General features: G+C 45.7%; 14 protein-coding genes. 3 read left to right on the plus strand and 11 right to left on the minus strand.

What is annotated here, in order from left to right:
• Window positions 1-45 precede the first annotated feature (45 nt).
• The 3 genes from thiI to pomA all read right to left on the minus strand — a co-directional run bounded on the left by thiI (window position 46) and on the right by pomA (window position 3,550).
• Complete coding sequence (gene thiI / locus QWZ07_RS18685) at window positions 46-1,494, minus strand: tRNA uracil 4-sulfurtransferase ThiI (RefSeq protein WP_102339890.1); 1,449 nt, start codon at window positions 1,492-1,494, stop codon at window positions 46-48.
• Between the two features lie 328 nt (window positions 1,495-1,822).
• Window positions 1,823-2,770 carry a flagellar motor protein MotB gene (locus QWZ07_RS18690; RefSeq protein WP_029223478.1) on the minus strand — a complete coding sequence of 316 codons (948 nt, stop codon included), beginning with the start codon at window positions 2,768-2,770 and terminating at the stop codon, window positions 1,823-1,825.
• A gap of 15 nt (window positions 2,771-2,785) precedes the next feature.
• Entirely contained in the window at window positions 2,786-3,550 is a 765-nt protein-coding gene (pomA, locus tag QWZ07_RS18695) for a flagellar motor protein PomA (RefSeq protein ID WP_017106271.1), read from the minus strand.
• A 298-nt stretch (window positions 3,551-3,848) separates the two neighbouring features.
• Between pomA and xseB the strand changes: the two genes are divergently transcribed.
• The 3 genes from xseB to dxs are packed head-to-tail and all read left to right on the plus strand — an operon-like array spanning window position 3,849 to window position 6,901.
• Window positions 3,849-4,091, plus strand: a complete 243-nt coding sequence (xseB, locus tag QWZ07_RS18700; RefSeq protein WP_004734405.1) for an exodeoxyribonuclease VII small subunit — start codon at window positions 3,849-3,851, stop codon at window positions 4,089-4,091.
• 20 nt (window positions 4,092-4,111) lie between these two features.
• Entirely contained in the window at window positions 4,112-4,996 is an 885-nt protein-coding gene (gene ispA / locus QWZ07_RS18705) for a (2E,6E)-farnesyl diphosphate synthase (protein WP_012604642.1), read from the plus strand.
• Window positions 4,997-5,017: 21 nt separating this feature from the next.
• Window positions 5,018-6,901 (plus strand): 1-deoxy-D-xylulose-5-phosphate synthase, encoded by a 1,884-nt coding sequence (gene dxs, locus QWZ07_RS18710; protein WP_076668262.1) that lies wholly within the window; start codon window positions 5,018-5,020, stop codon window positions 6,899-6,901.
• A gap of 135 nt (window positions 6,902-7,036) precedes the next feature.
• On the opposite strand, the gene QWZ07_RS18715 is transcribed toward dxs, so the two are convergent.
• The 8 genes from QWZ07_RS18715 to ribD all read right to left on the minus strand — a co-directional run bounded on the left by QWZ07_RS18715 (window position 7,037) and on the right by ribD (window position 13,299).
• Complete coding sequence (locus QWZ07_RS18715) at window positions 7,037-7,396, minus strand: putative quinol monooxygenase (RefSeq protein ID WP_065103066.1); 360 nt, start codon at window positions 7,394-7,396, stop codon at window positions 7,037-7,039.
• 50 nt (window positions 7,397-7,446) lie between these two features.
• Complete coding sequence (pgpA, locus tag QWZ07_RS18720) at window positions 7,447-7,953, minus strand: phosphatidylglycerophosphatase A (protein WP_192852252.1); 507 nt, start codon at window positions 7,951-7,953, stop codon at window positions 7,447-7,449.
• Entirely contained in the window at window positions 7,953-8,927 is a 975-nt protein-coding gene (gene thiL / locus QWZ07_RS18725) for a thiamine-phosphate kinase (RefSeq protein ID WP_017633415.1), read from the minus strand. The genes pgpA and thiL overlap by 1 nt, the downstream gene beginning before the upstream one ends.
• 115 nt (window positions 8,928-9,042) lie before the next feature.
• Complete coding sequence (gene nusB, locus QWZ07_RS18730) at window positions 9,043-9,510, minus strand: transcription antitermination factor NusB (protein ID WP_004734399.1); 468 nt, start codon at window positions 9,508-9,510, stop codon at window positions 9,043-9,045.
• Window positions 9,510-9,980 carry a 6,7-dimethyl-8-ribityllumazine synthase gene (gene ribH, locus QWZ07_RS18735; RefSeq protein ID WP_004734398.1) on the minus strand — a complete coding sequence of 157 codons (471 nt, stop codon included), beginning with the start codon at window positions 9,978-9,980 and terminating at the stop codon, window positions 9,510-9,512. Before ribH ends, nusB begins: the two co-directional genes overlap by 1 nt.
• Before the next feature lie 280 nt (window positions 9,981-10,260).
• On the minus strand, window positions 10,261-11,370 hold the full coding sequence (ribBA, locus tag QWZ07_RS18740; protein ID WP_004734397.1) for a bifunctional 3,4-dihydroxy-2-butanone-4-phosphate synthase/GTP cyclohydrolase II: 1,110 nt from the start codon (window positions 11,368-11,370) through the stop codon (window positions 10,261-10,263).
• A 108-nt stretch (window positions 11,371-11,478) separates the two neighbouring features.
• Entirely contained in the window at window positions 11,479-12,135 is a 657-nt protein-coding gene (locus QWZ07_RS18745; protein ID WP_192852253.1) for a riboflavin synthase, read from the minus strand.
• A gap of 84 nt (window positions 12,136-12,219) precedes the next feature.
• Window positions 12,220-13,299, minus strand: a complete 1,080-nt coding sequence (gene ribD, locus QWZ07_RS18750) for a bifunctional diaminohydroxyphosphoribosylaminopyrimidine deaminase/5-amino-6-(5-phosphoribosylamino)uracil reductase RibD (protein WP_390226459.1) — start codon at window positions 13,297-13,299, stop codon at window positions 12,220-12,222.
• Window positions 13,300-13,318 lie beyond the last annotated feature (19 nt).

Below are 13,318 nucleotides of genomic sequence, written 5' to 3' on the forward strand. Positions count from 1 at the left end.
CAGTAAGCGGCTTTGCAAAATTCTCAACGGTTGGTCAACACACCACTATGGGCGGTAAACCTTAACGTTGTGGAAGCCTTGCTCTTGCAAGTAAAGCGCTTGCAGTCGGCTCATGACACCACGGTCACAGTACAACAAGTACTCTTTCGATTGGTCTAGGTCACCAAACTGAGTTGAAAGCTTGAAGAACGGGATGTGTTTGATTTCAACACCATCGATTTCTAGTGGGCTTTCGTCTTCTTCGTCTGGGCTACGGATATCTAGAACGACAGCGTGCTCAGCAACGGCTTGAACTTGCTCCACTTCTGGTGCCTGTTCTTGGCTCTCTTTCTCGATATCACGAATATCCATAATACGAGCGTTCTCGATCACTTGATCCAGCACTTCGAAGTTAAACTTAGCTTCTTCCGCTTCTAGTTTACCTTTCTTCGCTTTCACTGTTGGCTTCTTAGAGATAACACCACAGTACTCAGGCATTACTTTAGCGAAGTCTTCAGTACCAATCTTACGAGACAGGTCGATGATGTCTTCTTTGTCCCAGTTAATCAGTGGACGAAGGATCAAAGTATCCGTCACGTTATCAATATGACGCAGGTTAGTTAGCGTTTGGCTAGAAACCTGACCAAGAGCTTCACCCGTTACTAGTGCTTCGATACCAAAGCGCTCTGCAACCATACCACCAGCACGCATGAACATACGCTTAAGAACAACGCCCATTTGGCCATCTTCAACGTTCTCAAGGATCTCTGCGACTACAGGTTCAAAATCGATAGAGATGAACTTCACCTTTGCAGATGAGCCGTATTTATTCCATAGGTAGTGAGAAACTTGCTTAACGCCAATCTCGTGAGCAGGGCCACCAAGATTGAAGAAACAGTAATGCACCTTAGAACCACGTTTGATATGTAGGTAGCTCGAAACGCCAGAGTCAAAACCGCCAGAGATCAAGCTCAGTAGATCTTCTTGAGTACCTAGAGGGAAACCGCCTAGGCCTTTATGACGTTCAATTACTTGGTTTAGCTTGTCGTTCTCGACTTCAACCTTAACGGTAATATCAGGGTTTTTCAGTTTTACTTTTGCTGATTCAACCGCTTGGTTTAAACCACCACCTACGTAGCGCTCTAGCTCGATAGAGGTAAAGTCATGTTTACCACGACGCTTAGCTCGCACAGAGAAAGTCTTACCTTCAATAAGACTGCGGCTGCGCTCAAGAACTTGCTCGTAAATATCGTGCAGGTCTTTAAATTCTGATTGCTGAACCTCAAGGGAGTGATGAATACCCGGAGTTTGCGTCAATACTTCGAGTGTTTCTTTGAAGTATTTATCGCTCTCAGACGTCACTTCGATGTGGTCGCGACGGTTGAAGACAGCCACAGACTCAGTACGACGCTGAAGAATAGTACGAATATTACGTTCTAGAATCTTTGTGAAGCGCTTACGCACCGATTCACTTTTTACAAAAATTTCCGGGTGGGGCTTAACAATAAATTTCATAGTACTTTCACGCCAATAAGGTTCACAATTTTAATAAGTTCATCACCACGTAAAAGGTCATTTCACATAGTTATTGAAGCAATAATAGATCAATATTAAATCTAAGGGCGCGAATTATACATGAGAAAGTCAAACAAGGAAAAGAGTGCGTGCTTTGGTGCCATTAATAAACTCACCTTGGCGGCAAGCTACCATCTCAATTTCATCCCACCTCTTCTCTTCTCTTCTCTTCTCTTCTCAGCTTGGTACAAACACTTTTATGTATCACACAAAGAAAAAGCCCAATCTACGACAGATTGGGCTTTGGAATGCATATTCTTGGTAAAGACTATTCGGCGATTGCTGGAACTTCTTCGCTATAGAGCGGCTCACCCTGCATGATACTGATCTCTACGCGGCGATTAAGGCTACGTTGCCATTCCGTATCATTAGACTCGACAGGCTCTGTATCGGCCATACCACGCACTCTCAAACGTTGATGAGAGAAACCACGGACCTTTTCCATTTCTTGAGCAACAGACACCGCACGTTGCGATGATAAGTCCCAATTAGAACGGTAAAGCTCCGAATCGAGTCGCTGGTTATCGGTGTGCCCTGAGATTCGAACAATACCGGGCACATCTTTAACAAGCTCAGCAACCTGTCGAACTAGTGGTCGGAACTTAGGCTGTAGGAAAGCAGACCCCGATGGGAATGCACCCTTCTCGCGAATTCGAATCACAATCTGCTGGCCAAGATTTTCAACTTCAATCGCACCTTGGTCGATCTCTCGCTCAAGTGCTTTCTTGATGCTTTCCATCAAGGTTTCCATCTCTTGCGATTGAGCCTCAGCTTGCTGCTGTTGCTGGTCTGACTCAGAGTTTTGATTGTCGTGAGTCGACACCTCTGGAGACTTACCTCCGGTCATCTTGCCTTGGTCACGCATCGTACCACCAGCACGCTCAGATTCACCTTCATGAAACTCTAGCGTTTGCTGAGTAATATCAATGGTTTGCTGCATAATCACGTCAATCGGTGTCGGCTCTGGGCGACCAGGGCGGAACTCTTGTGCAATGATGCTAGTGCCTTTAGGAATGTCTTTCACTTCCAAGCGGTTTTGGACACCGAATGCAAACTTCATCGAACCGGCAATCTGCTTGAACTTCAATACGTCCATCTCAGAAAACGAGAGCAGCAGTACGAAGAAACACATCAGCAGTGACATTAAGTCAGCAAATGTTCCCATCCATTGAGGTAAACCGGGAGGGGGACATTTACATGGATTGTCTTCATCCATCTTCATTCTTCCCCCTTAATCAGTTTCACCATCAAGACTGCGCTTACCTTCGTTCAGGTAACTCTTGAGGTAACCGTCAATCACTCGTGGATTTTGACCATCTTGTATGGCTAATACACCGTCCATTACCAAGCGACGGTTGAGCGTCTCTTGATCTCGGCGCAATGCAAGCTTGTCCGCGATTGGGAAGAACACCATGTTCGAAAGAATCGCACCATATAGAGTCGTTAAAAGTGCAACCGCCATCGCAGGACCGATCGCTTTAGGATCATCCATGTTCGAAAGCATCGCAACCAGACCAACCAAGGTACCGATCATACCCATTGCAGGGGCAACATCACCGAATGCAGAGAACACTTTCGCGCCCTGCTCATGACGCTCTGTGGTTAACGCGATGTCTTTTTGCAATGCGGCACGCACCACATCACCATCATGGCCATCGACCAATAGATCGATGCCCTTTTGCATGAAGCTGTTGCTGATTTCCATCTCTTCAAGTGCTAAGAAACCACCTTTACGTGCTGCATCAGCCATCTCTACAACTTTAGCGATAAGATCTTCAGGCTCGTCAGCTTTAAACATAAATGCTTTGCCAGCGATTTTGGTCGCACCAAAGAATTGTCCCATGGTGAACTTCATCAGAACAACAAACGTTGAACCACCAACCACGATCAAAATGGATGTCGTGTCATAGAACATCCCGAGGCTTCCACCTAGGATCATTGCCATGATTACAAAGGCAAATCCACCAATCAAACCTATTAGGGTTGCTAAATCCACTGAGCACTCCTCATGCTTTTTTGTAGCTCTATGTCGACGATAATCTTTTTATCGGCAAGACTGTAAGATCTTTTAGTTAATTCTTGGCCTAAGTATCACACTTTTCGTTTTTGAATCACAACTATTAGCTTACTTTGGCCTTATCCGTAGCGCATAAACTCGATAAAGCTAAGGTTATTCAACCAAAGTGAGTTCAAGCCCCTTAAAAACGAACTTTCTAGCAAAATTTCTTGGTTACATTTGACCATCTCAGCGGCCTAGGGTAACGTTCGTTCATCTTTCCAAACGCAGATTTATTATGGCTACTAAGAAACCTGAAAATATGAGCTTTGAAGCGGCTATCGAAGAGCTTGATGGCTTGGTTGATCAACTAGAAAATGGTGATCTAGCTTTAGATGATGCGCTGAAAAAGTTCGAACGAGGCATCTCCCTCGCTCGTGCTGGTCAAAGTAAACTAAACGACGCTGAACAGCGTGTTAGCATCCTGCTGCAAAATGACGAAAATGCAGAACTGAGTGACTTTAACCCACAACCTGAATAACAAATTGTATGAGATCCCCTATGATCGAGACGTTATTGTCTTATCAAGCACGTAATAACGAGCAACTTAACCTTTGGCTTGATCGCCTGCCACACCAAAATCAGAACCTAATCAACGCGATGCGTTATGGGTTACTTTTAGGCGGCAAACGCGCACGTCCGTTTCTTGTCTACATTACAGGGGAAATGCTCGGTTGCACCGCGGAAGAACTCGACACTCCAGCTTCAGCAATCGAATGTATTCATGCCTATTCTCTGATTCACGACGACCTTCCTGCAATGGACGACGACGAATTGCGTCGTGGCCATCAGACTTGTCACATCAAATACGATGAAGCAACGGCAATTTTAACTGGCGATGCACTACAAACTCTCGCGTTTACTATACTTGCGGAAGGCACATTAAGTGCTGACGGGGAAAGCAATCGCGTTCGAATGATTCAACGCCTAGCAGAAGCGTCTGGTGCACAAGGTATGTGTATTGGACAAGCTCTTGATATTGAAGCTGAAAACCGCTCTGTCACGCTAGAAGAGTTAGAAGAAGTTCACCGTAACAAGACTGGCGCTCTAATGAAGAGTGCGATTCGTTTAGGTGCTCTTGCTGCTGGCGAAAAAGCGTTTGAAGTAATGCCTCAATTAGATAAGTACGCCGATGCAATCGGGTTAGCCTTCCAAGTTCAGGATGATATTTTAGATATCATTAGCGATACCGAAACTTTGGGTAAACCACAGGGCTCTGACCAAGATTTGAACAAAAGCACCTACCCTTCTTTGTTAGGTTTAGAGGGCGCTCAAGAAAAAGCGCAAACTCTGCTACAGGAAGCGCTTCAAGCTTTGGCTGCAATCCCATACAATACCCAGTTACTCGAAGAGTTCGCCCGATACGTCATCGAGCGCAAGAACTAAGACAATAAGCGCGCATTACCTATGACTCTTGATATATCAAAGTACCCAACTCTTGCTTTGGCTGATAAGCCAGAGGATTTGCGTCTACTTCCAAAAGAGACGCTTACACAGCTTTGTGATGAATTACGTACCTATCTTCTTAACTCAGTGAGCCAGTCAAGTGGTCACTTAGCATCAGGCTTAGGTACAGTAGAGCTTACAGTTGCTCTGCACTATGTGTACAACACGCCTTTCGACCAGTTGGTTTGGGATGTTGGCCACCAAGCATACCCACATAAGATTCTTACTGGCCGTCGTGACCGCTTATCGACTATCCGTCAAAAAGATGGACTGCATCCATTCCCATGGCGTCAAGAGAGCGAGTACGACACGCTTTCTGTTGGTCACTCTTCAACATCGATCAGTGCCGGACTCGGTATGGCGATCAGTGCGAAGAAAGAAGGCAAGAATCGTAAAGTCGTCAGTGTGATTGGCGATGGTGCGATCACCGCAGGCATGGCCTTCGAAGCGATGAACCACGCGGGCGATATTCATAATGACATGCTGGTTATCCTTAACGATAACGAGATGTCGATCTCTGAAAACGTCGGTGCTCTGAACAACCATCTAGCTCAAGTTCTTTCTGGCAGTCTTTACACGTCAATTCGTGAGGGTGGCAAGAAAGTGCTATCGGGCGTTCCACCGATTAAAGAGCTCGTTCGTCGTACAGAAGAGCATCTAAAAGGCATGGTTGTTCCTGGCACCATGTTTGAAGAGTTAGGCTTTAACTACATTGGTCCGGTTGACGGTCACGATGTGAATGAGCTGATCAAAACGCTGAAGAACATGAGAGACCTAAAAGGCCCTCAGTTCCTGCATATCATGACCAAGAAAGGCAAAGGCTACGAGCCCGCTGAGAAAGACCCAATTGGTTATCACGGCGTACCTAAATTCGATCCTGCACACTCAAGTCTGCCTAAGAGCACCAGCTCTAAACCAACTTTCTCTAAGATTTTTGGCGACTTCCTGTGTGATATGGCCGCGCAAGATCCTAAGCTAATGGCGATCACGCCAGCAATGCGCGAAGGTTCTGGCATGGTGCGTTTCTCGAAAGAATACCCAGAACAGTACTTCGATGTAGCGATTGCTGAGCAACACGCAGTGACACTAGCAACTGGTATGGCGATTGCGGGTGATAAGCCAATTGTGGCTATCTACTCGACCTTCCTACAACGTGGCTACGATCAACTGATCCACGATGTAGCTATCATGGATCTACCGGTTATGTTCGCGATTGACCGTGCTGGTCTTGTTGGCGCCGATGGTCAAACACACCAAGGTGCGTTCGACTTAAGCTTTATGCGCTGCATTCCAAACATGGTGATCATGGCACCAAGCGACGAAAACGAATGTCGCCAAATGCTATACACAGGCCACCAGCACACAGGTCCAAGTGCCGTTCGTTACCCTCGTGGTAATGGCATGGGTACTGAGATTCAAAGTGAATTTACTGCGCTAGAGATTGGTAAAGGTCGTATCGTTCGCGAAAGCGAAAAAGCAAAAGAGGGCTCGAAAGTCGCTATCCTGAGCTTTGGTACTTTCCTTGAGAGTGCACTTCAAACCGCAGACGCTATCGATGCGACAGTGGCTGATATGCGCTTTGTGAAGCCACTCGATGAAGCTCTGATCAAACAACTTGCTGCTGACCACGATGTACTTGTGACAATCGAAGAAAACGCGATTGCAGGTGGTGCTGGCGCGGGTGTGATTGAATTCTTGATGAAAGAAAAGCTACTGATGCCAGTATTGAACCTTGGTCTACCAGACAAGTTTATTGCTCAAGGCACTCAAGGTGAACTGCATGAAGAGCTTGGCTTAGATGCTAAAGGCATAGAGAAGTCTATCTCTGATTACCTTGCTAAATAGCTTTCACAAGCAAACGGCATAAGCAACAAATCAAAAAAGGTTGGCCCTAGGGTCAACCTTTTTAGTATCCGCTAACTCGTTAGCTAAACCTTATAGCTCAACTAACTTTCGCTTATCCAAACTTGTAGCCCAAACTTAGCAACAAGGCTTAAGCACTGGTGCGTCATAGTTCTCTGGTTCATCAGAGTAGATAGCAACGTTGAAGTTCTCAACCAAGCCTGTCTCTTCAACACACTGCTCTTGGAAGAACTGTTGAATCTCACGACGTTGGCAATGCGCTTCAAACGCTTCGTTGTCCGCCCAGATCTCATTGAAAGCAATCGGGAAACTCTGACCTTCTGCAAACGGGCTCTGAATGTGACGAGTCACCGTATACTGGATACAACCATCTTCACGCATTGTGTTTGGTTCTAGAGACTTTAACACTTCAAACAACTCGTTCAATTTGCCTTCTTTTGGCTGAAATTGAGCAACACAGTAAACCTTCTTAGACATTGTTATTCCTTGTTTTTATCTATTATTGTTCGTTCTCTGGATATTGATTCTTAAACGAGCCAGCCTGAAAAATGTGCCACGGCATACAGCGAAATCGCCGCCATAATACCCGCCACAATATCATCAATCATGATGCCTAAGCCGCCATGAACTCGCTTGTCTAACCAACCAATTGGCCAAGGCTTTACCATATCGAAAAAACGAAACAGAACAAAGCCAGCGAATAGCCATTTCCAATCATTAACAGGAATACCCAACAACGGCACTAGGCCCATGGTGATCCAAAAGCCTGCAAACTCATCCCATACAATAGAGCCGTGATCGTGAACCCCCATATCATCAGAAGTCACTTGGCATATTTTGATACCAATAATGCAGCTCACAACCACAAGAATGATATAAATAGGGAACGGTAACTGAACCAGCAATAGATAAAATGGGATCGACGCAAGCGTGCCCATGGTGCCGGGAATAATAGGCGATAAGCCACTACCAAAACCCGTTGCTAATAAGTGCCAAGGATTTTTAAGAGAAATAAGAGAAAGTGGGTTTGTCATCAATTAACCTTAAAGTGATCGTAACCAGTTAAGTTCCAGCTTAGTGGTTCACCATTATTGTGTAATTCAAAATATTCTACAGGTCTTATCTGGCCAATGCAGGTGACTTTTGTGCCAGTGTGTGACAAAGCACTTTCCAGTGAACCTTTATTTTCTTCCGGCACGGTAAAGCAGAGTTCGTACTCTTCACCACTGGTAAGCGCATACTGCTGTGCAGAAGCGATATCGGAAGAAAACTGGCGTAATTCAGCGGAGATAGGCAACGCACTCACATCAATGCTTGCACCGACCTGAGAACGCTTCAGGATATGCTTTAGGTCAGCAATCACGCCATCAGAGATATCAATGGCAGACGAAGCAAGGTTCACTAATGCTTGACCAGCCAAAACTCGTGGAGTGCTCAGGTAGTGCCTCTCTTCAAGCTCAAGCGCATAAGGCTTAGCTTTGTTCTGTTCAGGGTCTAATATCACCTCTAGTCCCGCTTTACTGTCGCCTAAGTTGCCCGTTACATAAATCCAGTCACCCACTTTCGCGCCATCTCTGCGTAGTGCTCGACCTTCCGGTACAAAGCCCTGCACAGTCAGCGTTAAACTCAGCGGCCCCTTGGTCGTGTCACCACCAATAAGTTGAATTCCAAAGTAGTCTGCAAGTTTGAAAAAAGAATCACAGAAGGGAGCAAGCCACGCTTCATCGACTTCAGGCATGGTTAAAGCAAATGAAACCCAAGCAGGTGTCGCGCCCATAGCCGCAAGATCACTGATGTTGGAAGCCAAGGCTTTGTGTGCCACCCAAGCTGGGTTTGCTTCCGCTAAGAAGTGAGTGCCCGCCACTAAGGTGTCCGTACTGATCGCGATCTGAACATTACTTGGCGCTTTGACCAAAGCACAGTCATCGCCCGCTGCCAGATGTACGTCTTTACGTTGTGGTTGTCGATTTACAAAATATTTTTCAATCAGGTTAAATTCGCCAGACATCACATGCCCTATCTTTAGTCTTCATACAAATCACGGTAATTATTGATATTACAGAAATTTAGTTACAAAAAAGGCCAGCATAAAAGCTGACCTTTAGATTCAATATACGAACGTCTTATTTCTTACGAACGTGCGGTGCAGCTTTATCAAGCACACCGTTAACAAACTTATGGCTGTCTTCTGCTGCGAATACTTTCGCAAGCTCGATAGCTTCGTTGATAACCACTTTGTATGGTACATCTTCGCGACGAGTCATCTCGTACATAGCTAAACGTAGAAGCGCTAGTTCCATCAAATCCAGATCTTGCATAGGGCGAGATACGAATGGACGAAGCTTGCTATCAAGTTCCATGTGGCTAAGAGCAACACCAGTTAGTAGGTCGCGGAAGTATGCAACGTCTGTTTCTGGCATAGCAAGTGCAGGTTCTGCGGCATGATGCTCTTCTTCATCATACTTACCACCAGATAAGAACTGTTCTTCAACGGTAGCAATATTTTCTTTAGTAATTTGCCAAGAATAAATTGCTTGTAGAGCAAATTGACGTGCGTTACGACGTGCGGCTGGTTTCACACTGGCCCCCATTAGGAATCGATTTCAGAAAGAACGTTGATCATCTCAAGTGCGCTAAGTGCTGCTTCTGCACCCTTATTACCAGCCTTGGTTCCTGCGCGTTCAATAGCTTGATCGATCGTATCAACAGTAAGAACACCAAACGCTACTGGAAGAGAAAATTCCAGAGACACTTGTGCCAAACCTTTATTACATTCACTACAAACATAGTCAAAGTGAGGTGTACCGCCACGGATTACTGTACCAAGAGATACAATCGCATCGAACTTACCTGTTTTTGCAACGCGCTGCGCTACAAGTGGAAGTTCTACTGCACCAGGGCAACGAACAACAGTGATGTTGTCTTCGCTTACTTGTCCATGACGCTTTAAAGTATCGATTGCACCAGAAAGTAAACTTTCGTTAATAAAACTGTTGAAACGAGCAATAACGATAGCAATTTTTGCATTTGGCGCTGGGAAGCCACCCTCGATCACTTTCATAAGCCTTCCTTTAACTATTTTCATCAAGTGAGAATCGCCGGATTCTAGCACAAAACTGTGAGCAATATCTAATGCTAATTTAGAAGAACAGACACCGGAGATGTAAAGATGATAACGCAGCGCTGCTGCCAACCTTACTGAAGCAGCAAGTAGCCAAGCTTGTGTAATCAACACGTTTTGAATCGGGCTTGGCTACTTTGCTCTTTTATCGAAATTAACCTCTAAAAGAGCCACTGAAATCATCGGTAAATTATGTCGCTATAAACGGACGGACGTCGGCTTACTCACAAACGTATTCAACCACGTTAAGACCAAAACCACCCAATGCGTGGTAACGCTTGGTGCTTGAAGAAAGCAGACGCATATCGTGAACGCCTAGGTCTTGAAGAATCTGAGAACCCACACCAACACGACGAGAAGTACCTTGCTTCTTAGCCATGGTTGGTTGCTCATTCTTATCTTGAGCTTCGAACGTCTTCACTTTATGAATCAAAGAATCAGACGACTCTTCGTTACCCAGAATAACCAACACACCGCCTTCGTCGCCAATGCGCTTCATCGCTTTATCTAGCGACCAGCTGCGCTCGGTACCGCGATCAGAATGAAGCAGATCGGTAAACGTATCATGCAGGTGAACACGCACTAAAGGGGCGCCTACAGACAAGTCGCCCTTTTGCATTGCGTAGTGGATCTGGTTATCAATCGTGTCACGGTAAGTCACAAGCTCAAAGTCACCAAACTCTGTTGGCAAATGGCATTGTGCTACACGTTCAATCGTCGTTTCTGTGTTGTTGCGGTATTCAATCAAATCAGCAATGGTGCCCAGTTTGATATCGTGTTTTTCAGCGAAGACTTCAAGATCAGGACGACGTGCCATGGTGCCGTCGTCATTTAGGATCTCAACGATAACAGATGCTGGCTCACAGCCTGCTAGACGAGCTAAGTCACAACCTGCTTCAGTATGACCAGCACGAGTTAACACGCCACCTTCTTGAGCTGTCAGAGGAAAGATATGGCCAGGTTGAACTAAGTCAGCCGCTTTTGCGTCTTTTGCTACTGCCGCTTGAACAGTAACGGCGCGGTCTGATGCAGAAATACCCGTTGTTACGCCCTCAGCAGCTTCAATTGAAACCGTAAAGTTCGTCGTGTATTGAGCGTTGTTGTCTTGAACCATAGGCGCTAGACCCATACGATTTGAACGTTCTTTCGTCAATGTTAGACAGATTAAGCCACGGCCATACATCGCCATGAAGTTAATCGCTTCTGGCGTGACATGTTCTGCTGCCATAATCAGATCGCCTTCATTCTCGCGATCTTCATCATCCATCAGGATAACCATTTTTCCTAGGCGAATGTCTTCAATAATTTCTTGAGGAGTACTAATTGGCATTGTTCTATATCCTTTGAAATGGTTCTGCTTCCTAGAACCGACACTATTTAAACCTGATGATATTGCTCGCTTTCACAAAGTGATGTTTAGTGCACTTTGTACCAACGGTTAGGCAAAACCATTCTGCTGTAATAATTCCATCGTCAGTCGAGATTCAGGCTCAGACTCTTGCTGTTGGCCTTGCAGTAAACGCTCCATATAGCGCGCTAATACATCGACTTCTAGATTCACTTTACGACCAACATTGAATTGATCAATGGTCGTTTCTGAAGAGGTGTGGGGAACGATCGTCAGCTTAAAGGCATTCTTGCGTAAATCGTTCACCGTCAGGCTAATACCATCCACGGTGACTGAACCTTTTTGAGCCATATATTTTGAGATCTCTGCTGGCATTTCAACCCAGAACTCAATCGCACGACCGACTTGGTTACGCTCAACAATCTCACCCACGCCATCAACGTGACCCGAAACTATATGACCACCGAAACGCGTGGTCGGTAGCATTGCTTTCTCTAGGTTTACCTTGTCGCCAGCTTGGTAATCGACAAAACCCGTTTTTTTCAGGGTCTCAAGCGAAAGGTCTGCACTGTAGCTGTGGTCGTTATACTCAACTACCGTCAAACAAACACCATTGGTCGCGATACTGTCGCCTAACTTAACGTCAGCCATATCAAGATTACCAACATTAACCGTTACGGTGATGTCTTCTCCGCGGGGAGTGATTGCACTCAATGTACCTACGGCTTCTACAATTCCTGTAAACATTTTAAAACTCTTTTTGTTGTCAACGACATGTATTTGGTTAGCAGAACTATTTCCACTATGGCTTCGTTACTATTTGTTTCGCGACTATTGGTTAGCCACAATTGGTTTCGCGACGATGCGAATATCCACACCAACCTGTCGAACATCTTTAATTTCTAGGTCAATCACATCAGACATTGAAGTGAGCCCTAATGCGCCCATCAAACCTCGTCCGTCACTGCCCATTAGTTTAGGTGCTAAATAAAGGATTAGCTCATCCACTAACTGCGCTTCAATCAAGCTTTTTGCCAATGTTGCGCCCGCTTCTACCCAAATATGATCAATATGGTTCGCTGGCAATTGACGCATCAGATCGTGTAAATCGAGCTGACCTGCATCTGTGATTCCGACTTCAATATCAGCAGAGGTTTCAGCGACTCTCAATACCGATGTTGGAGTTTGGAATAACTTGAGCTCAGGATACAGTTGATTTTGGCGATCAAGAATTACGCGAATTGGCTGACGCAACTCGTCTTCAACGTAATTTGTTTTGGTACAGCTTGGCAACTCTGCCCAACGAACATTCAGCGATGCGTTGTCTTCAATCACCGTTTGGCTGGTTGATAGCATCGCGCCTGATTTTGCTCGATAGTTCTGAACATCACGACGCGCTTCTGGCGATGTGATCCATTGGCTTTGACCATTTCCCAATGCCGTTTGGCCATCAAGGCTAGCGGCCATCTTTAACTGAACGAATGGCATGCCCGTTTGCATACGCTTGATAAATGCAGGATTTAAATCGAGAGCATCTTGCTCTAACAAGCCGATTTCAACCTCAATGCCTGCGTCGCGTAGCATCTTGATACCACGGCCTGCGACTTTAGGGTTTGGGTCCTGCATGGCACAAATCACTTTTGAAACTTGAGCCTTAATCAAACCTTCAGCACAAGGTGGTGTTCGACCATAGTGCGAACAAGGTTCTAGCGTGACATAAGCGGTCGCACCTTTTGCCTTGTCACCCGCCATTCTCATAGCGTGTACTTCGGCATGAGCTTCGCCAGCTTTGGCATGAAAACCTTCGCCAACGATCTGACCGTCGGTTTGTACGATGACACAACCCACATTCGGGTTGGGTGCAGTGGTGTAAATGCCGCGTTTTGCTAACTGAATAGCACGCGACATCATTTGAAAATCTAGGGGAGTA

Source organism: Vibrio lentus (assembly GCF_030409755.1).
Taxonomy (GTDB): Bacteria; Pseudomonadota; Gammaproteobacteria; order Enterobacterales; family Vibrionaceae; genus Vibrio; species Vibrio lentus.